Genomic DNA, 23,830 nt, shown 5'->3' with positions numbered 1-23,830 from the left:
GGGCCCGGATCGCCAGAAGGATCGATTCTTAGCACTGGTCGGGGCACGAAGGGGAGGGACCCTCCGCCCGAGCGTGGACTGTGCTGCACAGGCCCGGGCGGAGGAGTTGCTGGAATGTGACGTCTACAGCCCCGGTCCGCGGATCCAGTCGATGTCGAACTGGATGCCCACGCCCGACACCGGATCGAGCCGGAGATCGGTGATCGTCCCCGTCCAATCGAACTGGCCCGCCATGTCGAAGGTGAGCGTCTGCCAGGCGCCGTTGCCAGAATAGGTCGCGCTGGCCACGCGCGTGCCCGAGAAACCCGGCTGGGTGCTGGTGGCGAAGAACATCTGCACGCCGGTGTTCTGGGTGGCGCGCATGCGGACCTGGAGCAGCGCCACGCGGCTGGCGCTGAACTGGTAGGCGCTGTTCACGATCTGCGCGTCACCGTTGTCGGAGGAGATGCCGGTCAGCACGCCGCCGGACACCGCCTGCCCGGTGATGTTGCCGAACCCCGTCCAGCCCTCGAAGCCTCCGGCCGTGAGGAACTCGGCACCGAGGTCGGCGGCGTCGAAGGGATGCCGTGACGCGTTGATCTCCGCGGAGTCCGTCACCTGGTCTCCATCCGTGTCGAGCGGCGCCACCGCGAAGTCCGTGCTCCAGGCGATGGTGAAGGACTGGTTCCTACCGGTGGCGACGGCCTTGATGGAGAGGTCCCCGCCCGGCTGCAGGTAGTAGCCCGAGGTGGTGGAGCCGCGCAGGCTGGCGAGCGAGGAGTGGGCGGTGAAGCTGCCCTGGCTCGAGGAGAGCGAGACGCCGCCCAGCTTCCCGAAGTCCTTGAAGTGGGCGATGTAGTTGTCACCCGCGGTGGCGTCCTCCATGTTCATCGACACCACCTTCACGGCGGGGAGGGACTGGTAGGCATAGGTGTATTCGAAGCCCTCGTTGACGATGAACGGGAGCTGGTGCCACTCGTGGTAGCCGTTGTCGTCGATGTAGAAGACGCTGGCGGGGGCCGTGCCCGCCTTCTCGCGCGTGCAGGTGATGTTGGGCGTCTGCTCGAACGGCACGTTGTAGGAGAGCCGCGACAGGGCGAAGCGGTGATCGCTCCGGTACGCGCGCTCCCAGTTCGGCGGGCGGTACTCGTCACCCACCCGCATGAACGGGTGGTTGGAGATGATGGACGTATTGGCCTTGCCGCTGATGCCGCCGTTGACGTCACGCAACACGATGGACCAGTAGCGCGGGTGCCCGGGGTGGTTGGCGTGGGCGCCCGACACGGGGCGGATGTCGAAGTCCTCCAGCACGGTGCGCGGCGGGCTGGCGGGAGACATCGTGTTGCCGGTGAACTGGTGATTGGGGTGCTTGATGGCCGCGCCCGTGTTCATCAGGAAGTTGGCGTTGGCGGCATCCCACCCGATGAAGTGCGAGTCCCGGACCTGGCCCGCGCCGTCGTACACGCGGTAGGCGTAGCGTTGGCCGGAGAGGAGGTTCTCACCGGAGTTGGCCACGAAGAGGCTCTGGTCGACGAAGCTGTAGCTGGCCAGCATGGTGCCGACCGCGTTCTCCACCAGGACGTTGTTGCGGAAGATGAGGTTCTCGGACGGACCGCCGACGCCGATGCCCGTGTAGATGGCCAGGTCGTTCGCGTACCACGTGCTGTTCTCGATGAGGTGGGGGGCGGTGTCGGACCAGCCGGCGTTCGGGAGGATGGAGTGGTTGGCATCCAGCCCGTCGAAGATGTCGAACCCGCTCATGGTGCTGTGGGCGCTGTTGCCCTTGAAGGAGATCATCGGGAGCGCGTTGGGGCGCATCGACGAGAAGCGCGAGTCGTTCGCGGACAGGCCCATGGGACGGGAAGGAAGCGCGAACCAGAAGCCGGTGCCCTCGGTGCCCGCGGCGACGTTGTCCTCGAAGGTGTTCTGGGGATTGGTGATCCAATAGCTGGCCGGGCTGCGGTTCTGGACCTCGTTGAACTGGTTGTCGGAGGGCGTGAGCTGCTCGCCGGGCGCGGGGCGCCGCGTGAGCAGGGTCACGTTCTTCTTGATGACGTTGAAGCGCTCGCTGCCGTCCTCGAGGAACACGCCATGGCCGATGTGGTCATAGAAGAAGTTGTTCTCGACGAGCGTGCTCTCGGTGCCGTGGATGGTGATGGCCCGGTTGTAGGAGTGGTGGACGCTGGAGTTCTTGAAGTACTGGCCCGAGCCCACGCTGCCCAGCATGTGCCAGTGGAAGGGGTAGCGCCCGAGGCGCGCCTTCTGGCCCATGTTGTAGAGCTCGACGCCGCTGACGTACGCCGCCGAGTTGTCCATGATCATCACGTGTCCGCCGAAGCCACCGGAGGACGCGGACGCCGCATCACCCTGCACCAGGATGTTGTGCGTGAGCAGACCCACCTGGGCGCGCAGGTCCGCGGTCCAGGTGCGCGAGCCGTTGGAGTAGCTCTTCACCACGCCGGTGTGGGAGTACGCGAGGGGGCTGTCGAGCGTGAGGGCCGTGTTCCCCGAGAAGACGGACGTGACGGTGCGCTGCTCGGCCTCGTTCCAGTCGCGATGGCTGGAGACGATGACGATCTTGTCACCCGGCCGCCAGTCCACGGCCTCCTTGAGGACCACGGTGGAGCTCCCCGCGTTCACGTTCGCGCCGAGCTGCGACCAGCTCACGCGGTTCAGGCCGTGGAGGCGGAGGGTGGCGGAGCCCATGGCGCCGATGAACTTGTTGCCCATGCCCATGACCTCGGGATCCGCGGGCGTGGCGTTGAGGGTGAAGGTGGCCGAGCCCGGATAGGGCGTCAGCTCCTGTCCCAGCTCGAGCAGGGAGCCGCTGCCCATCACCATCACGTACTTCGTGGTGACGGCCACGTTGCGGTTCTGGGCACCGACCAGCTCGCCGCTCACGGTGAGGGTCCTCGGGGCGAGGGTGCCCTGCAGACAGACGGCGCTGCCGGCGCTCACGGTGGCGTCGTCGCTGGCACCGGGCACCGCGCCGCCCCAGACGTACGGATCCTGCCAGTCGTGGAGCATCTCCATCCGGAGGTCATCCACCAGCCCGGTGTGGTCTCCGGCCGCCGTGTCCACGCCGATCAGGCTCACCGTGTTGACGCCCGCGTCCAGGTAGAGCGCGGCGGAGATGTGCTCGGCGTACTGGGTGCTGGCGAGACGGAACTCGCCCACCTGGGTGCCGCCGAGGGTGATGCGGATGTTCTTGGCCGGCGGCTGGACCGGGTTGTTGGCGCGGAGGGCGGCCCTGAGGCGGAACCGGTAATAGCCCCCGCGCGGAATGCTGATGGAAGTGGAGGCGGAGGAGGCGCCCTGGAGGAAGAGCACCTGGCCGCCCTCGGGCGCGGCGGGGTTGGAGGCGGTGAACCCGCTGGCGTTGCGGCTGAGGCCACTGAGCCCGTTGAAGGTCCACGGCCCGCCCGCCGGAGCGTAGGCATAGCCGGGAGAGGTGGGCAGCACCGGAGACTCGAAGCCGCTGAGGCCGATGTCCCGGATGCGCGTGGCCCGGAGGTCATCCACGAACGCGGTGTTGTCGCCGCCCTGGGGGTTGAGCCCGCGCAGCTCGATGGAGTGGGGGCCGGAGGACAGCAGCACCGCGCCCGAGCTGAAGGCCTGGTAGGTGGTTCCGGCGGGCGTGAAGCCCTGGACGGCGGCCCCGTCGATCCGCAGCTCGACGCGCTGGGTGTTGACGGGGTTGCCGCGCTGCGCGGCGAAGAAGCTGAAGACGTAGTAGCCCGCCGGGAAGTTCAGGGTCCTCGAAGCCGAGGCGCCCCCGCCCTGGAGGAAGAGCACCTGGGCTCCTTCGGGAGCGCTCGGGTTGGCCGAGGTGAACGCGGTGGCGTTCCGGGTGAAGCCCGCGCCGTTGACGAGCGTCCATCCACTTCCCGCGGGGGCGTACTCGTACCCGGGTGACGCCGGGAGGGCGGGCGTCTCGAACGTCCCGTTGGGAACGGTGAAGGCGGTGGAGGACGCGGAGCTCAGGCTGGCGGCGGCCGCGCCGTCCGCGAACGACACGGCGGTCAGGGAAAGCAGGAAGGCCCATCTACTCTGGAAACGCGTCATAAACGGGTTTATGACGCTCACCCTGGGAATCGTCAACTGGATTGCATCTTCCGGCCGGGCCACCCAGCACGAAGGAAGGGGTGCGGTCGTACAACCCCTCTATCCGCCTGGAGGGCTCGCTGCTGGCTCCTCCTACCGGCTCGCCCCCGGGGGGCCCAGGAAGCGGGCCTCCAACCGTCTCACCTGACCGGAGACCTGGTCGGTGACCTCGACCTTGAAGACGAAGGGCACGCGAGGGCCCCGCTCCACGGTGACGAAGAGGGGCAGCCGGAAGCTCTCCAGCGAGCCCAGCGTCACCTGCTGCTGCGGCACCACCACGTTGGCGGGCACCGGGCTGTCCACCCGCACGGTGAAGGTGGACTCCACCGGGTTCTTGTTCACCAGGTGCAGCTCGAACTGGTTGCGCACCGTGGTGCCCTCCAGGAAGTAGGGCAGGCCCTGGAAGCGCAGCAGGTTGGCCTCGAAGGGCGTGCGGCCCACCAGGCTCACCGTGAGCGCGAGGGCGGAGACGAGCAAGAAGCCCCCGTAGAGGAGCAGGCGCGGCCGGACCACGCGGCGGGGCTGGCCCTCCAGCCCGTTGAGCGAGTCGTAACGGATGAGGCCCCTGGGGCGCCCCACCTTGTCCATCACCTCGTCACAGGCATCCACACACTGCGCGCAGGCGATGCAGTCCATCTGCAAGCCATTGCGGATGTCGATGCCCGTGGGACAGGCGGTGACACACTTGCGGCAATCCACGCAGTCGCCCTGACGGGGAGCCTCCGCGAGCGCCAGCTTCGCCTTCACCAGACGGCCGCGCGGCTCGCCCCGGGCGATGTCATAACCGATGAGGAGCGAGTCCCGGTCCTGCATGGCCGACTGGAGACGCCCATAGGGGCAGAGCACCACGCACAGCTGCTCGCGGAACCAGGCGAAGTTGAAATACAGCGCGCCGGTGACGGCCATGGCCCAGGCGAAGGGCACGGCATGCCCGCCCGGCCCGTCCAGCACCATGGTGCCCAGGCCCTTCACGGAGACGAAGAAGGCCAGGGCCACGTGGGCCAGCAACCACGACACGGCGAGGAACGCCCCGTGCTTCGTCACCGCGCGCAGCACGCGCTCCGGCGTCCAGGGGCCGGCGGCCAGCTTCAGCCGGCGCTCGCGGGGGCCGTCGATCCACCGTTCGATGCGCCGGTAGACGCCCTCGAGGAACACCGTCTGCGGGCAGGCCCAGCCACACCACACGCGTCCGAGCCACGCGGTGGCGAAGAGCAGCGAGAAGCCCGTGGTGGTGAGCAGGAAGAGGACGATCCAGAAGTCCTGCGCGTTGAAGGTGCTGCCGAAGAGGTAGAAGCGGCGAGCCGCCACGTCCAGGTGGATGGCGGGGTGGCCGCCCATCCGGATGAATGGAGTCACGGCGTAGATGGCGATCAGCACCGCGAAGACGATGCGCCGCCAGGTGATGAAGCGGCCGTGCACGTCCGAGGGATGGATGCCCAGCCGGGAGCCATCCGGACGGATGGAGGAGAGGTGCCCGGTGCCCGGTCCGGATGCTCGAGGCTGTGCCATCTGAATACCCTCCCCTACTCCGCCAGCTCGCCCTGGGGGGCCTTGCCGGGCACGTTCGTGTTCTTGAGCGTCAACACGTAGGCGGCGATGGAGCGCACGCGCTCGGCGCCCAGCGTCCGCTCCCAGGCGGGCATGCCCTTGGCTACCACGCCCTCGGACACCGTCTTGTGGATGGCCATGGGCGTGCCGCCGTGCAGCCAGAACTTGTCCGTGAGGTTCGGACCGATGAGTCCCTCGCCCTTCTGGCCATGGCAGGCGGCGCACTGCTGCGTGAACTGCGCCTTGCCCTGCTCCACCGACTGCGAGTCCAGCATCAGCGCGAGCAGCGTCTCGTCGGACACGGGCTGGTTGGAGGCGGCGTTGCGCGCGGCCTCGGCGGCCTCGGCCTTGTACACCGCCATGGAGCCGGGGCCGACACCACTCACCTGATAGTAGAACCAATAACCAAAACCGAAGAGGACGGTGCTCCAGAGGAGGAACAGCCACCAGTTGGGCAGGTGGTTGTCCATCTCCTCGATGCCGTCATAGACGTGGAGAATGCCCGGCTTGTCATTCGCGCTCATGGTGGGCCCTCGCGCCGCGGGAATCGGAAGTCACCGCGCCCGTCTCGGCCAGCGGCAGCCGGGAGATCGCGTCGTAGTCCTGGCCGCGCCGCGCGAGGAACACCCACGCGGTGACACCGGTGAAGACCACGATGAAGAGAATCAGCGTGAAGAGCGGCAGATGGACCAGGTCCATGCCCGCGTAGAATTGGCGCCACATCAGGGAGTCCCTCCCGTCGTCGAGGCCGTCTGGATTCCGCCCGGCACGGCCGGAACCACGTCCTGGGGCCCGCGCCCGAGCCGCTGCAGATAGGAGATGAGGGCCACCATCTCCGAGTCCCACGCCACCTGGACGCCCTGGCTGGCCAGGTCCGCGGTGATGGTCTGGGCCTGGGCCTTCTGGCGCGCCTCGGCACCGTCCACGTCGGCGTTGGTGTAGGGCACGCCGAGCTTCTGCATCAGCGACAGCTTCTTGGGCGCCAGCTTGACGTCGATCTTGTTGTCCGCGAGCCACGGGTACGGCGGCATGTTGGAGCCGGGGCTGGTGGCGCGCGGATCCATCATGTGCGTGTAGTGCCAGAGGTTCGGGTACTTGCCGCCCACGCGGTGCAGGTCCGGACCGGTGCGCTTGCTGCCCCACTGGAACGGGTGATCGTAGATGAACTCCTCGGCCCGGGACACGTCGCCGTAGCGCTGCGTCTCCGCGAGGAAGGGACGGATCATCTGCGAATGGCAGACATAGCAGCCCTCGCGCACGTACAGGTCGCGGCCCTGCAATTCCAGCGGGGAGTACGGCTGCTGGGCCTCGCCGTGGTGCGGCACCGCCTGCTTGATGAGGATGGTGGGCAGCAACTCCGCCACGCCGCCAATGAGGATGGCGAGCAGCGTGAGCACGGTGAAGGCCAGCGGGCGGCCCTCGATGATGGCGAACCAGGAGGGCCCACCGGTCTCGCGGTTGCGCCGGGCGACGATCCACGCGAACTCACCCAGGGCCAGCATGGCGCCCATGATGGCGATGGCGCGCACGGGGCTGGACCAGCCCAGGAAGAAGCTGAGGCCGATGATGGCCAGCGCGAACAGGAGCGGCCAACCGGTGACGATGGCCACCCACGCGGGCCTGCCCACCCCCACGGACTCGGGAGCCTTCTCCTCCACCACCACGGTGGTCTCTCCATCCACCGCCTGGCCGGAGCGGGCCGTCTTCCAGAGGTTCCACACCATCAACAGGAAGCCCATGAGGTACAACGAGCCGCCGATCAGACGGACGATGTACATGGGCCGGATGGCGATGAGCGTCTCCACGAAGTTCGGGTAGAGCAGCGTCCCGTCCGGGTTGGTGGCGCGCCACATGAGGCCCTGGTTGATGCCCGAGGCCCACATCGCGAGCATGTAGAGCAGGATGCCCACCGTGCTCGTCCAGAAGTGCAGGTCCGCCGCCTTCACCGAGTGCAGCTTCGTGCCGTACAGCCTGGGCACCAGCCAGTAGAACATGCCGGCCGCCATGAGGCCGTTCCAGCCCAGGGCGCCCCCATGCACGTGGCCGATGATCCAGTCCGTGTAGTGCCCGAGCGCGCTCACCGACTTGATGGAGAGCAGCGGGCCCTCGAAGGTAGCCATGCCGTAGAAGGTGACACCGGCGATGAGGAACTTGATGACCGGGTCCTCGCGCAGCTTGTGCCAGGCGCCGCGCAGGGTGAGCAGGCCATTGAGCATGCCGCCCCAGGACGGGGCCCACAGCGCCACGCTGAACACCATGCCGAGCGACTGCGCCCAGTCCGGCAGCGCGGTGTAGAGCAGGTGGTGCGGACCGGCCCAGATGTACATGAACACCAGGGCCCAGAAGTGGATGATGGAGAGCCGGTAGGAATAGACCGGGCGCTCGGCCGCCTTGGGCAGGAAGTAATACATGATGCCCAGGATGGGCGTGGTGAGGAAGAAGGCGACGGCGTTGTGGCCGTACCACCACTGCACCAGCGCGTCCTGTACGCCGGAGAAGACGGAGTAGCTCTTCAGCGGGCCGAGCGGCAATGCCAGGCTGTTGACGATGTGCAGCACCGCCACGGTGATGATGGTGGCGATGTAGAACCAGATGGCGACGTAGAGGTTCTTCTCGTGGCGCTTCGCCAGCGTCCAGAAGAAGTTGATGGCGAAGACCACCCAGACGAGCGCGATGGCGATGTCGATGGGCCACTCGAGCTCGGCGTACTCCTTGGCGGTGGAGATGCCGAGCGGCAGCGTCACGGCCGCCGAGACGATGATGGCCTGCCATCCCCAGAAATGGATTTTGGAGAGCAGGTCGGACGCCATGCGCGTCTTCAGCAGACGCTGGGTGGAGTAGTAGACGCCCGCGAACATCATGTTGCCCACGAACGCGAAGATGACCGCGTTGGTGTGCAGCGGGCGCAGGCGGGAGAAGGTCAGATAGGGCACGCCGAAGTTGAGCTGCCACCAGGCGAGCTGGGCGGCGACGATGCAGCCCACCAACAGGCCCACCACGCCGAACAGCACTGAGGCGAAGATGAACCGCCGTGTGATGGCGTCGTCGTAGACGATGCGTTGCTGTTGCACGAGATCACCTCGGGAGAGTCATTGCTGCGGCCTGGTTTCGGAGGACGGGGCCGGCCTGGCGGTGTCGTCCTCGAGCGGAATGAGGGACAGGCGGTCGGCGTGCTCGTAGTCGCGGTGCCGCACGCTGAAGGCGTAGAGCAGCACCGAGCCCACCACGAGCATCAGGCTGACGAAGACCTGGAGGACGATGACGTTCATGCGGGCACCTCTTTCAAGGCCCGTGCCGGCGCTCCCGCCGCGGGCGTGCGGCGCGCGGAGAGGCTCACGAGGGTGAAGAGGATGAGGGACAGGGAGCTGAGCGGCATGACCACGGCCGCGCGCAGCGGCGTCATCAGCCCGGCGAGGCTCACCGCCACCGTCACCATGTTGTAGGCGAGCGAGATGCCAATCACCTGGCGCACCACCCGGCGCAGGCGGCCGGAGAGCTCCAGGGCCTCGCGGATGGCCGAGAGGCCCTCGCCCATGAGGAAGAAGTCGGACTTGCCCGGCAGCACCGGCCGATCGATGGCGGGCGTACCCGCGCAGAAGGCGCGCTCGAAGGCGAGGCTGTCATTGACGCCGTCGCCCAGGAAGAGCGTGTCCGCCTGGTCGATGCGCGCCACCGCCTCGGCCTTGTCCTCGGGCCGCTGGCCGCCGAGCGCATGCGCCACGGGTACGTCCAGGGCCTCGGCCATGGCACGCACCCGCGCGGGCGCGTCGCCGGAGATGAGCCACACCTCGTGGCCGGCCTCGCGCAGCGCCTGGATTTCCCGGCGCGCATCGGCACGCACGGACTCGCGCAGGGCGAAGGTGGCCAGGGGCTGGCCGTTGCGGGCGAGGACGGTCCCTCCCGGTCCCGTGGCGCCAGGTGCCGCCCATTCCAGGGCACCCAGCCGCCACATCCCGTCCTCTCGGAGCAATTCCAGGCCCAGCCCGGGGTGCTCCGTGACTCGTGCGCCAGCGGTGAAGCGTGCGCCAGCGCGAGAAAGTGCCGCGGCGAGGCATCGGCTCACCGGGTGGTTGCTGCGCGCGGCCAGGTCGAAGGCCACATCGCGCAACTCGGGCGCGAGCGCGTCCACGGCCTCGCGGTCCACCAATTCCAGACGGCCGAGCGTCAGCGTGCCCGTCTTGTCGAAGAGCACCTTGCGCACGCGGGGCAGCCGATCCAGCAGGTCCTGGCTGCGAACGAAGAGGCCGAGCCGGCGCAGGCGCGTCTGGGTGAGCTCGTAGGCGAGCGGCACGGCGATGCCGATGGCGCAGGGGCACGTCACCACGAGCAGGGCCACGGCCACCTGCAGCGCCTTGTCCTGGCCCTGGGGCAGCCAGAGGGCGAGCCCCAGTCCGGAGACGAGCAGCACGGAGACGACCCAGCGGCGGGACACGGCGTTCCAGAAGCGCGCGTGGGCGGGCACGCGGCCGGGCGCGGAGGGCGTCTGGCGCAGCAGGGCCACCAGCGGCGAGTCCTGGAAGTCCGTCCGGGCGCGCAGGTGGGCGGCGGCGCGGGCGGCGTTGAAGGCCCCGGCGGGCACCTCTCCGCCCTGCTCCACCGCGCGCACGTCCGGCTCGCCCGTCACCCAGTCGGTGGAGAAGCTGGCGCTCGCGTCGAGCAGCTCGGCATCCACGGGCACCAGCTCCCCCGGGGCGATGACGAGCACGTCGCCCGCGCGCAGCTCGGCGGCACGCACGGTGACGAGCCGGTCTCCCTCCTGACGCCGGGCGAAGAGGCCGTCCGCGCCATCATCCTCCAGGAGGAAGCGCCGGTTGCGCTCGAGGACGCGCTGCTGCAACCAGCGGCCCACCAGCATCAGGGTGACGAAGGTGTTGAGCGTGTCGAAGTAGGCCAGGTCTCCCCGGCCGTCGCGCGCCTCGAGCAGCGAGGTGGAGAAGACGAGGAGGATGCCCAGGGCGATGGGCAGGTCCAGGTGGAGGACGCCGCTGCGCAGGCCGCGCCACGCCGAGCGGAAGAAGGGCCAGCCGCCCACCAGCACCACGCCGGTGGAGAGCCACACGCTGAGCTGGCTGAAGAGGGAGAAGACGTCGCCATCGGCCGGGGTGAGCCCCACGTAGAAGCTCACCGAGAAGAGCATCACGTTCATCGTGATGGCGGCGCAGATGCCGAGCCGGATGGGCAGATCGAGCGAGGCGGACTCGGGACGCTTGCGGCTGGGGCCGAAGAGGTAGCCGAAGCCCTCGACGGAGCGGAGGAAGGCGGCCACGTCGAAGGCGCCCTTGCTCCAGGCGAGCCGCACCTTGCCGAGCGCGGGATTGACGGTGAGCGAGGCCCCGCCGGACTGGCGGCGGAACAGCTCGTTCATCAGCCAGACGCATGCGGCGCAGTGGATGCCCTGCACATCCAGCTCGAGCGTACACACGGAGCTGGTGGAGGACTCGGCGCGGGCCACGAGCGGCTCCAGCCAGGCGAAGCCACGGTCCTGCCGGGGCTCGGGGGCGGGGGCCGTCTTGCCGTCGGCCAGCGCGTAGTAGCGGGTGAGGCCCTGGTCCACGAGGAGGTGGTGGACGGCCTCGCAGCCGGCGCAGCAGAAGCCCCGGAGTGGCGAGCCCTGGGGAACGGGGCTGCCACAGTGGAGGCACGAGGCCGAGGCATGCTCGATTGGCTGGGAGACCGGCATCGAAGCGGGCCCCTTGCGAACGGCATGCCCATTGCGATGGACGGGGGCATGACCACGGCATTTCCCGTTCTCGAGAACCTCTGGGTGGGCGCGTTGGGGGCGTTGATGGTGGGCGTCACCGGAAGCGTGCACTGCCTCCTGATGTGCGGGCCGCTGGCGTGCGCGGGACTGCCGGGGGTGAAGGGCCCGGAGCGATGGCGCGCGGTGCTCGCGTATCAGAGCGCGCGCGTGGGCTCGTACGCACTCGTGGGAGGGCTGCTGGGGGCGCTGGGCGGAGGGGTGTCGCGGGCGCTGGCGGTCTCGGCGCGGCCCTGGCTGCCGTGGGTGATGGCGGCGGCGCTGGTGGCCTCGGCGCTGGAGTTGGGAAAGCGGCTGAGGCCATTGCCAGGGCTGAGCCACGTGGCGGTGGCCGTCACCCGGGTGGGCGCAAAGTTTTCGCTTTTGAGCAAAGCGGGCGCAATGGGTGCGGTGACGCCGCTGCTGCCCTGCGGCCTGCTCTACGGGGTGTACGCGGCGGCGCTGGCGAGCAGCTCCTTGGGGGGTGGAGCGCTGCTGATGGGGGCCTTCGCCCTGGGCGGGCTCCCGGCGCTGCTGGGGGCACAGGTGCAAACGGGCTTATGGGCGCGGCAACCGCGCATGGCGACCTTCGTGCTCAAACGAGCGGTGCCGTTGCTGGCCGCGGCGGTGCTCATCTACCGCGCGGTGGGTGTCAGCACAGGTCAGCCGAGCTGTCACTGAGTGCATTGCCCCATCATCCAATGTCCGACGGATTCGAGTCCCGTCGGAGACACACACCGCACAAGTCGAATCCGGAAAGCAGAGGCATTGGCGATTTTGCTGGCACAGCGTATGCTCGCAACTTCTCCGCGAACTGTTGGGAGGTTCAACGATGGTTGATTTCTCTAAGTACACCGACGACGAGACGCCTATTGACGTCTCCGATCCGCTTGCACTTTTTGATTCCCTTGACAGAAAGACCTCGCACGTCGGGCTGCGAGCGCCGCAGAAAGAAGCGCTGGTGTCACTTGCAGCCAAGCGGGGAACGCGTGACCTAGTGCTCAAAATGAGCACAGGCTTCGGCAAAACCACCGTAGCCCTAGTGCATCTCTATTCCTACATGGCGGAGACGCGCCGCCCTGTGGTGTACCTCTGCCCTACTACACAACTTGTTGAGCAGGTTTTACAGGAAGCCGAAAATCTTGGCATAAGTGCCGTTTATTATCGACATGGCGAAAAACACCCCCCAGCCACAGCAATTGCAGGGCAAGCGATCATCGTTTGCACTTATGACAAACTTTTCAATGCACGTTCCACTTTCGACCGTGATGATGTCGATCTCATACCGCACGCAATTGTTCTGGATGATGCGCACTCAGGTATCCAAGAAATAAGGGATAGCTTCACCATTCGTATTGAGAAAGGCGAAATCGAACCACTCTTCGAAGGATTACTTGAGCTTCTACGCGCTCCATGCAAAGACTACAACCCTGGTGTTTGGATGGGAGTCGAGCGCGGAGATGACGCAGCCGCTTTCGAAGTCCCTTTCTGGATTTGGGCTCCACTTATCGATCAATTGCGCTCGACACTAGATGTTTATGCCGAAGGCAAAGGTCTTCTGTTCGTATGGGGCTACCTCAAAAACAATCTCAGATGGTGCCGATGCATAGTGTCAGGAAAAGTCATTGAGATTTTTCCTGATATCCCAGCCGTGCAGTTGGCGCGCCCTTACAATGAAGCCAAGCACAGGCTTTTTATGTCGGCCACATTGTCCGACGACTCGGCCCTTGTCCGTGAACTCGGCTGCGAGCCTGATGCCGCGCGAAATCCCATTGTCCCACCTTCTGACGGAGGAGTTGGAGAGCGCATGGTGCTTGCTCCTTCGCTGATCGATCCAACACTAGATCGCGATTGGGTAATGAAATGGTGTCGCAAATTGTCCAAGCGATTCCGGGTAGTTGTCCTAACACCAAGCGAAAAGGCAGCAAGACAATGGGAGGCAGTGGGGGCCACTGTGGAAGTCGGCGACAGAGTGAAAGAGACAGTCGAAGGACTAAAGAAGGGAACACTCTCGTTTGTCGCCTTCGCTCAGCGATATGACGGTGTGGACTTGCCAGACGATTCTTGTCGCGTTCTTGTGATCGATGGCATGCCTGTTGGCCAAGGGCTTGGTGATGACTATGATCGAAAAGTCCCGGGTCGCCCTGGTGGCGCGTATCGGAGATGGATCTATCGCGTCGAGCAAGGGATGGGACGCGCGGTTCGGTCACAAGCAGATTACGCTGTTGTAGTATTGACCGGGCCAGATTTGGTGAATTTCCTAGCCAAACGGGATGTGGTGGAATTGATGGGAGCAACAACGCGGGCACAACTCCAGCTTTCGGAAGACCTAACAAAGATTGCATTGAACCAAGGCGGCGCACTAACGAATGCCGTAGAGGACATGGCAAACAAGTGCCTAACGCGCGATGCCGGATGGAAGTCCTTCTACGACAGTAGGGTAAAGAAAAAACTAAAAGGGCTGACAGACAAGCCTGAAGAACTTCAAATTCTCTTAACCGAGGCTGAACACCAGGCTCAGCGTGCCGCATTCGCACACAATCCTCAGAAAGCGGCTGATATCATTCAAGACGTGCTTCACAAAGTAAAGCCACAAAAAGAACAGCCAACCAAGCAGGCAAAAGAAAAATCAGCACAAGCAAAAGCAAAGCCCGCTAAGGGTACAGCCTCTTCACGAGAAAAGGAAGCAATCGCGCCACCCTCAGAGGAGCAAATCGGCTGGCTGCTACAGCGTAAGGCCAATTATATATACGAGGTCGATGAACCAGCGGGTCTTCAGACACAAAAGGCTGCACACGAGAAGAATAGTTACATGTGCACACCGCCCAACAGCATCGTATCCCGGTACTCGAAGCCAACGGCAGCCGCAGCAACAGTGGTGCTGTCCTGGTACGCCGGCTTTTCCAATCCGAACGGCGCGCTTGCTGAATTGGCGACACTCAAAACAAAGCTATCTTTTGACGCTAAACCAGAGATTCTAGAACAGGGCCTAATGGATATTGCTGTAACCTTTGGGGCTATAGGGCTACGTCCGGAAAAGCAGTTCCTGCGCGGTCCGGACAACCTGTGGGAGTGGCCAGAGTTCTCGTGGGTCATTGAGGCCAAGAACGAACGGGCAAAGGATTTGCCAAAGAGTGATGGTGAGCAACTCCTTGCTGCAATGGAGTGGTTCAGGCACAGAGATCCCGAGAGGGAGGGAATCCCTGTTGTAGTGGCACGCTCAACCACCCCGAGGCATGATGCCTTCTTTCCTGAGGGCACCAGGGTGTTAACACCAGATGGACTGGAGAAGCTTCTAAAGAATATTGAACAATTCCTAGGTGCTTTGGTGAAACAACCACCTCTTTTTTGGAAACCCGAGCCGATCAGCAAACTGCTTGAAGAATACAAGCTCACGACAAAACAATTCGCGCTGCATTACACCAAGCCGCTCTCCAAATCCAAGGCGCCCTAATATTGGCTGAAGGTACGAGCACTGCCACTACCAAGAGCAATCGAGCCTCGGCCCAGTCCAACCCATGCGCGGTCCCGCCAATAGAATCTCCATGAAGCAGACCGCGACCTCGGTGCTGTTGATGCTCTTCGTTGGATGCGTGACGCCCCACGGTACAGGCGGCTCTGGTCCTTCGCCCTCGCCAGCGCTCACGCCCGCGACGAAAAAGGAACTCCCCTGGCTGAACGTGCCGGGCGGGCGGATGAGGACAACTCTCTTCTATGGTCCCTGGCAATGCAGGCAGGAGTTCTGGTCAATCTGCCAGAAAGAGTGCGCCAGTGGGAGTTACCTGCTCATGGGCTGCATGTGGCTGACGGACATCAAATTGGACTGGGAGGGAAGTCTCGTCGTCCTGCCCCTCCCCGTCAAAGCGGGTAGCCGCTACGGCATCTGGCACTGCTGCTGCAACTACGCCCAGTTGAATCCAGCAGGAACCGCCGTCCTACGTGAGCAGTGGGACAGCGTGAGGAGCGCGTTTCGCCGGGAATGGAGCGAGAAGTTCGGACTGTGGCCTACCACTGGCGGCAGGTTCTGGCCGGGCCACCACATTCGTGATCTCGCCCACGGGGGAGACCCGGTGGACCCCAACAACATCATTCCCGCAGAGCCCAACGTTCACGATGTACTCAATGAGCAGTACCCAGCCTGTTACGACGGCAAAGCGCCCTGGAATACGGTGGGTCCAAACCTGCCCTACACGGACAACTGAAGATATGGCCATGCTCATGAGCCACCTGCTCGAAGAGGTCTCACGTGACCACTTCCCCTATCCACCTGCCAGGCCGGAGGAAATCGATGAGTTCGAACAGCGAGTAGGCTGGCGACTGGATCCGGAACTGCGAGCCTTCTATCTGCATTGCAATGGAGCGGAGTTGTTCGAGCGCCTACCGGAAGCCCCCTACCTGCTCCTGCCGCTGTCCCAGATTGTCCGGGCGCGGGTGGCAATTCTCGGCAAGCGCAACGATGATGACGAACACGGCCCCGCCTCAATGTATGCCATCTGCGATGTGCAGGACAGCAACTATGTCCTGGTGGACGTGAGCCACCAGGAAAACGGCCGTTATCCCATCGTAGATGGCTACCACGAGATGTTCCCAAATCCAGACTACTGCAAGCAGATCGCCAGTTCCTTCTCCGAGTTCCTGGCGGGTGCATTGCGAAGCACGGGACGCCAGTTCTGGTTGAAGCAGTACACGAAGTGAGCACCCCGGCCCTCCTCGGCCGGGGCAGTGCGGTCCTCCACGGCCAGCCGTGGAGGCTAGCGCGGAGTGCCGTGCTCGTCCCGATCCGGCAGTCCGAGCTCCCGCGCGGCCTCCTTCATCATGCGCTGCCGCTCCGCTTCCGGGAGGCTGTCCTCGCTCCGGTGCGGGTTGGCGCCCACGTCCTCGGCCAGACCGCTCCCGCGCCAGCTCTCGGCGGGGGCGCTGCTCCCGATGTCCATCCCGAGCGGCGGCGTCACGTGCCCCGCATGGAGCCGGGGCGAGCGCAACGTCTCCACGGCGGCGAACACGTCCACGAGCGTCACCCCGGTGACCGCGGCGGTGATGGCGCCCAGCCAGCCCTTGTTCGAGAGCGGGAGCCGGAAGGCCACGCCCAGGAGCGAGAGGTCGAGGGCATCACCCGCGATGCGGGCCCAGACCCATTCCCGCCGATGCGGCTGGAGCAGCAATCCCAATCCGCTGGCGATCTTCCGGAGTCCGAACACCCGCATCAGCCCGGCGTGGCGCTTCGAGACACCCATGAGGCGACAGAGGCCCTTCGGGAATGTCAGCTCCGTCAGTCCGATTCCCAGGCTCACCCATCCGAGAGTCCACGGCAGCCGCTCACTCTTCATCGAGGACGTCCTCCCTCGACCAAGGTGAGCCCCCTCGCGCGGCCGGAACAGCCCCGGGGGCTGGCGCTCGTGCCCACCCGTACCCCGGGCAGGCGAGCTGACGCCTTGTCGGGCACATGACGAGCGGCCGGGTGGAGGACCGCGCCCTTCATGTAGACTCGGCGGCCCTGAGGGTCCCGCACATGGGCGAAGACAACAGCCTGCTCGAGCCCGGGGGGCTCCTGGACAACCGGTACGAGGTGGTGCGCAAGCTCGCCGCGGGCGGCATGGCCACCATCTACCTGGTGCGCCACCTGGGGCTGCACAGCCTGCATGCGCTCAAGGTGCCGGATCCCCGCATCTTCCACAGCGCCGACGCGCGCCACCGCTTCACCACCGAGGGCCGCATCCAGGCGCTCCTGCGCCATCCGCACATCGCCCAGGTGACGGACATCGTCATCAGCCCGGTGCCGGGCCTGGTGATGGAGTACGTGGAGGGTGGCACGCTGGAGGATCTGCTCGGCCAGAGCCCGGGCGGAAGGCTCGGCCTGCCCGCGCTGCGGCAGATCTTCCTGCCGGTGCTGGACGCGATGCAGGAGGCACATGGCCACCGGGTGGTGCACCGCGACCTGACACCCAGCAACATCCTGCTGGCGCAGGGGCATCAGGGGCGGATGCATCCCAAGGTGACGGACTTCGGCATCGCCAAGGTGACGCAGGACGAGCCGGGCGAGAAGTACCGCACCCGGACCGGGGTGCTCCTGGGGACGCGGCCGTACATGAGCCCGGAGCAGATCGGCGGAGCATCCGACGTGGATGCACGCACGGACATCTTCGCCCTGGGCGCCATCCTCTACGAGGCGGCCACCGGGCGAGTGGCCTTCGACGCGGGCAGCGACTTCGAGATGATGAAGCGCATCACCGAGGGCAACTTCACCCCGCCCGAGCAGGTGGTGCCCGAGCTGCCCGAACGCCTCTGCCAGTGCATCCGCGAGGCCATGGCGGTGGATCCGTCCGCGAGGTTCCAGGACTGCGCGGCCTTCCGAGCGGCCCTCGAGCAGGCGCTGGAAGAGCCGGTGCCCAAGCCAATCCCCCAGGAGACGGTGGCGCCCGCTCCCGCCCCCGCTCCGGTCCCGGCGCCAACCGCTCGCAGCCGGGGGCGCACGGTGGGGCTGCTCGTGCTGGGCGGCCTGTCGCTCCTACTGCTCGCGGGTCTGGCCTCCACGCTTCGCAACCTGCACGACCTGCGCGGGGACAACGCGCGCCTCCAGTCGCGCTACCAGACGGAGCAGCAGGACACCCGGCGCCTCAAACAGGAGCTGGACATCGCGAGGAGCCAGGCCCGGAGCTCCGAGGCGCAAGCACGGGATCTCCAGGCGAGGAATCAAGGCGCCCTGCAGCAGCTCCAGCAGAACGAGCAGCTCAAGGACGAGCTCCAGAAGTTCCAGCAGCAGGCATTGAAGTTCCTGGAGATGACCCTGCTGGACACCGCCGTCAGCAACACCCTGCGCGTCTCCCGGGTCGTCAGGACCTGCAACAAGACGGGCATGGTCTTCTCGTATCAGTACATGGACGATGCGGGGAATTGGTCCGAGACGCTGGTCCTCGAACCGAGGCAATGCCTCTCCCACTGGTTGCCGGGCTACCATGCGCAGGTCCCGGTGAGGCTCACCTCCCTGAGGGACAACCTCACCGTGGAGGACAAGGCGCTGGCTGGCATGGTCGTCGGACGGATGCCCGATACGGATGCGGACTGGAAACCCTGGGAGAACCAGCTCGTTCTCGACCAGGACCATGGCCTTCAACTGAGGCCCGTCTTCCTCGAGACCGGGCTTCTGGGAGGAGCCTCTCCTGACGAATGACCTCCAGGCCGGGCGTCCCGGCTTCCCGGTCTATTTGTCTCCGAGCAAGGCCTGGGCCCGCTGGAGCAGGCCGCGATAACCCAGCCGGTTCGCTTCCTTCTGGAGGGACAGCGATTCCTTGCGCACCGTGGCGGCCTTCGTCTCACGCTGGAGTTCCAGCCGGAGGACTCGCGCCTCGAGCGCCACACGCTTCATGCCGTCGCGAGCCGCCCGCGTCGCGAGCGCCTGCATCTGCCGCGCCGTCTCTTCCCGTTCCGAGGGCCCGCCGTCCCGCCGCACCAGGGCCGCGCCGGTGAGCTGCACCTCGGCCGCGATGAACACATCCTCGCTGCCGCCCGCGAGGGTCCGGGCACGCTCCAGGGCCTCACGCGCCGCCGAGGATTTCCCCAGGGCCATCAACGCCCGGGCCTTCACCGTGTTCGCGAGGCCTTCCCCATCCAGGCTCTTCAGCGCCGCGTAGGCCGACAGCGCGGACTCCGCCACCGCAAGCGCCTCCTGTGCCCTCCCCTCCTCCAGGGACAGACACGCCAGGCCCAGCTCGGTCTCGGCCACGAAGGCGCCCAGGCCCCGCGCCCGCCGCAACGCCAGCGCGCGCTCCAACTGCTGCCGTGACTGCGCCAGCTCGCCCAGGTCCATCAGCAGACAGCCCAGCTCGTAGCGGCCCCAGGCCTCGGCATAGCCGTCCTCGAAGAGCACCTGGGCCGCATGGCTCCCCTCCTCGAGCAGACGCTTCCCCTCGTCCAGCCCGCCCATGAGCCGCCGCACCATGCCCTTCAGGATGGTGCTGGTGTTCATGTCGGAGAGCCGCCCGCGCTGCCGGAAGAGCTCCACGGCCCGGCTGGCCCGCTTCAACCCCTCGGAGAGCTGACCCAACCGGCAGCTCAGTCCCCCCGCGCACAGGAGGGCCTCGGCCTCCAGCGAGATGCCCTTGATCTCCCGGGCCGCCTCGATGGCGGAGACGAACACGCGCTCGGCCTCCAGCAGCCGGCCCGTGTCGATGAGCGCCATGGCGTGCACGAGCATCGAGCGCGCCGCGCCGCCCCGGTCCCCTCCCGCCAGGAACAGCCGCTCGGACTCCTCCAGCAGCTCCACGGCACGCAGGGGCTCCCCGAGGTTGCGCGCCGCATAGGCCTCCATGATAAGCGCGGAGGCGGCGAGCTGGCCCTGGCTGGACTGCTGCGAGCGGGACACCGCCGCCTCGGCATGCCGCCGGGAGGCGATGAAGTCCGCGGTCGCGCTCGTGGCCACCGCCGCGGCCAGCTCGATGCGCGCGTCCTCGCTCAAGGGAGGTGGGAGCCGGCGCAGCGCCTCCAGGGTGGACTGGGCCTCCCGGTTCTGCCCCGCGGACACCTGCGCGAACACCAGCGCGGTGCCGTACTCCACGTTGTCCGGGAAGAACTCGAAGAGCGTCCGGTAGGCCTCGATGGCCTGGGGCCACTCGGCCTGGGCCTCGTGGTGGCGGGCCGAGACCAGGAGGCGCTCCTCGCGCGAGAGGCTCGAGGACAGCTCGAAGGCCCGGCGCGCGGCCTCCTTCGCGGCCTCCTCCTGGTAGAGGTACTGGAGGGCGGCGGCCAGCGCCGAGTGGGCGGGGGCGAAAGACGGCTCGTGCTTCACCACGCGCTCGAAGCGCTCCACGGCGGTGGCCGCGTCATGGTTTCGCAGGGCCGCGAGCCCCTCGGCGTAGAGCCGGGCCGCCTCGGGCTCCGCGGGCATCGCGCTGCGCACGCCGTGGGCCTGCTCGGTGGTCAGCGGCGCCAGCCCCAGGCGCTTGCGCAGGGCGGTGCCCACGCGCGAGACGAGCTCCAGCAGCTCCCCCTCCGCGCCCACCTCCGTCAGGTGGGCCAGCGTCTCGCCGGTGGTGGCCTCCTGCAGACGGAGGTTGAGCCGCAGCCGCGCGGACTCCTCTTTCCCCTGCACGAGGTACGCCCCGGTGAGCACCAGGTCCACGCCCGAGTGCGCGCGGATGCGCTGCAGCGTGGCCGCCGCGAAACCCTCCTCGTCCGGCAGGAGGAGATCCCTCCGCATCTGCACCACGCCTTCCCCGGGGAGCAGGCGGAGCTGTTCCCCCATGGCCAGCTCGGCGGAGAGCAGCTCCGCCAGGGCGGTGGACAGCCAGGACAGCTCGGCCCTGGCCACGAGGTTGCGGGGGGCGAGCACCGCCACCACCCGCCGTGCCAATCGCTGACTGCCCGTGCTGCTCGGCTCCGGGGAAGGCGTCGGGGGAGGCCGTTTCCTCGCCGCGGTGGGCTTCTTCACGAGGGCCGGGGTGGGCTCGGCCGCGACACCGCCACGCGACAGGGTGGCCGTGCTCCGCGGCACCTTGGGGGACTTCCGATCCATGGCTCGGCGAATGCTCCCGTCACAACGGACGGCGGCACACTAGCATGTGACCCCGAGTCCCGTGACGCTCACCCGCTCGCGGGTGCCTCCCCTCCAGAAAAGGGCGAGGCCCCGGGCGCGGTGGACGTTCCACCGGACCGGGGCCTCGCTTGCGACGTGGGAGCGCGGTTACTTGCCGCCCACGCTGAACACCTCGACGGAGGCCTGGTCGGTGTTGCTGACGCCCGCGGTGGCGAGCACGCGGCCATCCTCGAGCAGCGTGGCCGTGTGGCGGTAGCGGTCCACCTCGAGGCTGCCCGCGGGGCACCAGGTCCCGGTGGCCGGGTTGTACACCTCGGCGCCCTTCTGGATGCCGGTGGCCTGGTGGTAGCCGGCGATGGCCAGCACCTTGCCATTGGGGAGCAGCGTGGCCGAGTGGAAGCGGCGCGGCGTGCTCATGCTGCCGGTGGCCGACCAGGTGCCCCGGGCCGGGTCATACAGCTCGGCCGAGGAGCTGCTGGCGATGTCCCAGCTGCCACCGCCCGCCACCAGCACCTTGCCGTTGGGCAGCAGCGAGGCCGAGTGGAAGCTGCGCGGCGTGCCCATGCCGCCCACGGACGTCCAGGCGCCGGTGGCCGGGTCGTACAGCTCCGCCGAGGCCAGGGTCTCGTAGGAGTCGTTGCCACCGCCCGCGATCAGCACCTTGCCGTTGGGGAGCATCGTGGCCGTGTGGTCGCGGCGGGCCGTGCCCATGTTGCCGGCGAGCGAGAAGGTGCCCGTGGCCGGGTCATACAGCTCCACCGAGCTCAGCGCGGCGCCGGAGGTGTCCTCGCCACCGGCGATCAGCACCTTGCCATTGGGCAGCAGGGTGGCCGTGTGGTGGGTGCGGAAGACGACCAGGCTGCCGGTGGGCTTCCAGCGGCCCAGGGCCGGGTAATACACCTCGGCGGTGGCGAGCGTGACGGGGCACGTCCCACCTCCGGCGATGAGCACGCGCCCATCCAGCAGCCGCGTCATCGTGTGGTAGTGGTGCGTGGCCAGCGTGTCGCCGGTGCGCTTCCAGGTGCCCGTGGCGGCGTCATACAGCTCGGAGGTGGTGTTGAAGCCACCCGCCACCAGCACGCGGCCGTCCTCGAGGAGCGCGGCGGTGTGCAGGATGCGAGGCAGCGCCAGACTGCCGGTCTTCTCCCAGGAGCCCGTCACGCGGCAGACGGCGGCGGCGCCCGGAGCGTTGGAGCGGAAGTTGTTGAGGCCCGGGGTGAGCCAGTTGGCCACCGGGCGCGCCGGGATGGTGCCGTCGTCGTTGACGTTGGTGACGGAGTAGGCGTGCTGGTTCCAGATGCCGCGCGTGCCCACCCAGGCATTGTCACGGTCGCCGTACACGCGGATGCCGTTGAAGCCCGGGGCCGCGTGGTTGTTCTCCACCACGATGATCTCCGCGCTGCCGTCGGCGTCCACATCCACCACGAGGGGCAGCTCGTGCGTGGTGCCGGAGCTGTGACGGGTCTGCCAGCGCAGCGCGCCGGTGGCACCGTCGAAGACGCGCAGGTAGAGCTCGTCGGCGTAGATGACCTCGGTCGCGCCATCCGCCTCGAAGTCGAAGGTGGTGGAGGTCGTCTTGCCGGAGCTGTACTCCTGGATGGTGTGGGTCCACTTCACGGCGCCATTGGCCCCGTAGACGGTGTAGTTCCAGTCACCCGCGAGGCCGATCTCCAGCTTCCCGTCGCCATCGAAGTCCGCGATGTTGGGCGGGCCACCGTGGCCGGGCTGCGTGGGGAAGGGCTGCCCCGGATCGGTGTAGTGGACCGAGCGGGTCCACAGCAGCTTGCAGTCGTCGTCGAGCAGGCTCACCTTGCCGTAGCCCGCCACGGCGATCTCCGCCGCCGGATCCTCGTCGAAGTTGGCCACACCGGCGAAGCCCTGGGGAATCTCCGTGTTGGCGCACTTGAGGCGGCCATCGGCGCGGTAGACGGCGCGGCCGTTGATGACCTCCTGGATGCCATCCTGGTCGATGTCCGCCGCGAAGGAGACGGGGCCGGTGTACAGCGCGCCGCCCATGCCATCCGAGCCCACCCACTTCAGCGCGCCCGTGTGGCTGTAGACGCGGTTGCCGTCGAGGATCTCCACGGTGCCGTCGCCCTCGAGGTCCGCGAGCGAGGGGCCACCCCACTCGTTGTAGTCGTAGGCGTCCGGAGCCGAGCGGAACTTGAAGGTACCGTCGTTCTCGAAGCAGATGATGCCGCGGCCGTTCTCGGGGATGCCGCAGATCTCCACCTTGCCATCGGCGTCGATGTCACCAGCGGCGATGCTGGCGGCGGGCTTCACGCGGGCGGAGGCATCCACCGCGGTCCACAGCTCGCGCCCATCCTTGCCACTGATGGCCCGGAGCACGCCATTGCTGTTGCCGTTGCCGCCGTTCTCGTTGGTCCGGTTGTAGTAGTCGCCGTCGAAGGTGCTGAAGACGATGTCCGGGACGCGGTCGCCGTTCACGTCCACCACCACGGGCGTCATCATCACCTGCTTGTGCGCCGGGAGCACCGTGCTGCCCTTCCACTCGAACTGCAGCTCCGCCGCGAGGCTGGCGGCGCTGGGAGTGCTGGCCGGGGCGGGGGTGCTGGGGGTGACACCGTCCGAGGGAATCCCGGTGACGGTGCCGGTGGTGGTGCTGGGGGTGGACGACGGCAGCGCCTCGGGCGGTGCCGCCTGGGCGAGCTGCTGGCCCGTGGGTGCCTGTCCTGACTGTTGCTCGTCGAGCACGCCACTGCACGCCGACAACGCCAGTACCGCCGAGCCCATCAGCGCGCATCGGGCGCCAGCGGATCTCCACGTCCAGCCGGGGGTCCTCATCTTCATGTACGTCCCTCTTTCTCGATCGGCCAGGGGTCTGCGCTCCACACGCAGGAAGGCCGGGCGCAAGCATGTAAGAAGAGACACGTCCCTTTCCACGTCAAAACCCGAAAACTAGACGTGATCCC

General features: G+C 67.0%; 15 protein-coding genes. 5 read left to right on the top strand and 10 right to left on the bottom strand.

Going from position 1 to position 23,830, the window contains the following annotated elements:
• Positions 1 to 123: 123 nt before the first annotated feature.
• The 7 genes from VFZ09_RS49015 to VFZ09_RS48985 all read right to left on the bottom strand — a co-directional run bounded on the left by VFZ09_RS49015 (position 124) and on the right by VFZ09_RS48985 (position 11,311).
• Positions 124 to 4,044: a G8 domain-containing protein gene (locus VFZ09_RS49015; protein ID WP_329734767.1), complete on the bottom strand. Its 3,921-nt coding sequence runs from the start codon at positions 4,042 to 4,044 to the stop codon at positions 124 to 126.
• 132 nt (positions 4,045 to 4,176) lie between these two features.
• Positions 4,177 to 5,592 carry a cytochrome c oxidase accessory protein CcoG gene (gene ccoG, locus VFZ09_RS49010; RefSeq protein WP_329734766.1) on the bottom strand — a complete coding sequence of 472 codons (1,416 nt, stop codon included), beginning with the start codon at positions 5,590 to 5,592 and terminating at the stop codon, positions 4,177 to 4,179.
• Between the two features lie 14 nt (positions 5,593 to 5,606).
• Positions 5,607 to 6,155: a cbb3-type cytochrome c oxidase N-terminal domain-containing protein gene (locus VFZ09_RS49005; protein ID WP_329734765.1), complete on the bottom strand. Its 549-nt coding sequence runs from the start codon at positions 6,153 to 6,155 to the stop codon at positions 5,607 to 5,609.
• On the bottom strand, positions 6,142 to 6,354 hold the full coding sequence (locus VFZ09_RS49000; RefSeq protein WP_329734764.1) for a cbb3-type cytochrome c oxidase subunit 3: 213 nt from the start codon (positions 6,352 to 6,354) through the stop codon (positions 6,142 to 6,144). The genes VFZ09_RS49005 and VFZ09_RS49000 overlap by 14 nt, the downstream gene beginning before the upstream one ends.
• Complete coding sequence (ccoN, locus tag VFZ09_RS48995) at positions 6,354 to 8,702, bottom strand: cytochrome-c oxidase, cbb3-type subunit I (RefSeq protein WP_329734763.1); 2,349 nt, start codon at positions 8,700 to 8,702, stop codon at positions 6,354 to 6,356. Before ccoN ends, VFZ09_RS49000 begins: the two co-directional genes overlap by 1 nt.
• An 18-nt stretch (positions 8,703 to 8,720) precedes the next feature.
• A complete protein-coding gene (locus VFZ09_RS48990; RefSeq protein ID WP_329734762.1) occupies positions 8,721 to 8,900 on the bottom strand; it encodes a cytochrome oxidase in 180 nt (59 codons plus the stop codon).
• Positions 8,897 to 11,311 carry a heavy metal translocating P-type ATPase gene (locus VFZ09_RS48985; protein WP_329734761.1) on the bottom strand — a complete coding sequence of 805 codons (2,415 nt, stop codon included), beginning with the start codon at positions 11,309 to 11,311 and terminating at the stop codon, positions 8,897 to 8,899. Before VFZ09_RS48985 ends, VFZ09_RS48990 begins: the two co-directional genes overlap by 4 nt.
• A gap of 48 nt (positions 11,312 to 11,359) precedes the next feature.
• Here VFZ09_RS48985 and VFZ09_RS48980 point away from each other — a divergent pair, with 48 nt between their 5' ends.
• The 4 genes from VFZ09_RS48980 to VFZ09_RS48965 all read left to right on the top strand — a co-directional run bounded on the left by VFZ09_RS48980 (position 11,360) and on the right by VFZ09_RS48965 (position 16,063).
• A complete protein-coding gene (locus VFZ09_RS48980; protein WP_329734760.1) occupies positions 11,360 to 12,049 on the top strand; it encodes a sulfite exporter TauE/SafE family protein in 690 nt (229 codons plus the stop codon).
• Positions 12,050 to 12,200: 151 nt separating this feature from the next.
• Positions 12,201 to 14,822 carry a DEAD/DEAH box helicase family protein gene (locus tag VFZ09_RS48975; protein ID WP_329734759.1) on the top strand — a complete coding sequence of 874 codons (2,622 nt, stop codon included), beginning with the start codon at positions 12,201 to 12,203 and terminating at the stop codon, positions 14,820 to 14,822.
• A gap of 91 nt (positions 14,823 to 14,913) precedes the next feature.
• Positions 14,914 to 15,570, top strand: a complete 657-nt coding sequence (locus VFZ09_RS48970) for a hypothetical protein (protein WP_329734758.1) — start codon at positions 14,914 to 14,916, stop codon at positions 15,568 to 15,570.
• A gap of 16 nt (positions 15,571 to 15,586) precedes the next feature.
• Positions 15,587 to 16,063 carry an SMI1/KNR4 family protein gene (locus VFZ09_RS48965; RefSeq protein WP_329734757.1) on the top strand — a complete coding sequence of 159 codons (477 nt, stop codon included), beginning with the start codon at positions 15,587 to 15,589 and terminating at the stop codon, positions 16,061 to 16,063.
• A gap of 56 nt (positions 16,064 to 16,119) precedes the next feature.
• Here the strand turns inward: VFZ09_RS48965 and VFZ09_RS48960 are convergent, their stop codons facing one another.
• Positions 16,120 to 16,695, bottom strand: a complete 576-nt coding sequence (locus tag VFZ09_RS48960) for a hypothetical protein (protein ID WP_329734756.1) — start codon at positions 16,693 to 16,695, stop codon at positions 16,120 to 16,122.
• A 182-nt stretch (positions 16,696 to 16,877) separates the two neighbouring features.
• On the opposite strand from VFZ09_RS48960, the gene VFZ09_RS48955 reads away from it, so the two are divergent.
• Positions 16,878 to 18,536 (top strand): serine/threonine-protein kinase, encoded by a 1,659-nt coding sequence (locus VFZ09_RS48955; RefSeq protein ID WP_329734755.1) that lies wholly within the window; start codon positions 16,878 to 16,880, stop codon positions 18,534 to 18,536.
• 30 nt (positions 18,537 to 18,566) lie between these two features.
• Here VFZ09_RS48955 and VFZ09_RS48950 read toward each other — a convergent pair whose 3' ends face one another.
• Both VFZ09_RS48950 and VFZ09_RS48945 read right to left on the bottom strand, forming a co-directional pair.
• Positions 18,567 to 20,876 (bottom strand): hypothetical protein, encoded by a 2,310-nt coding sequence (locus VFZ09_RS48950; RefSeq protein ID WP_329734754.1) that lies wholly within the window; start codon positions 20,874 to 20,876, stop codon positions 18,567 to 18,569.
• Positions 20,877 to 21,044: 168 nt separating this feature from the next.
• On the bottom strand, positions 21,045 to 23,708 hold the full coding sequence (locus VFZ09_RS48945) for a kelch repeat-containing protein (protein WP_329734753.1): 2,664 nt from the start codon (positions 23,706 to 23,708) through the stop codon (positions 21,045 to 21,047).
• Positions 23,709 to 23,830: the final 122 nt, after the last annotated feature.

Source organism: Archangium sp., assembly GCF_036277355.1.
Classification (GTDB): Bacteria; Myxococcota; Myxococcia; order Myxococcales; family Myxococcaceae; genus Archangium.
Note: the sequence above shows the minus strand (reverse complement) of the source record. Positions and strands in the feature narration are given on the sequence as shown.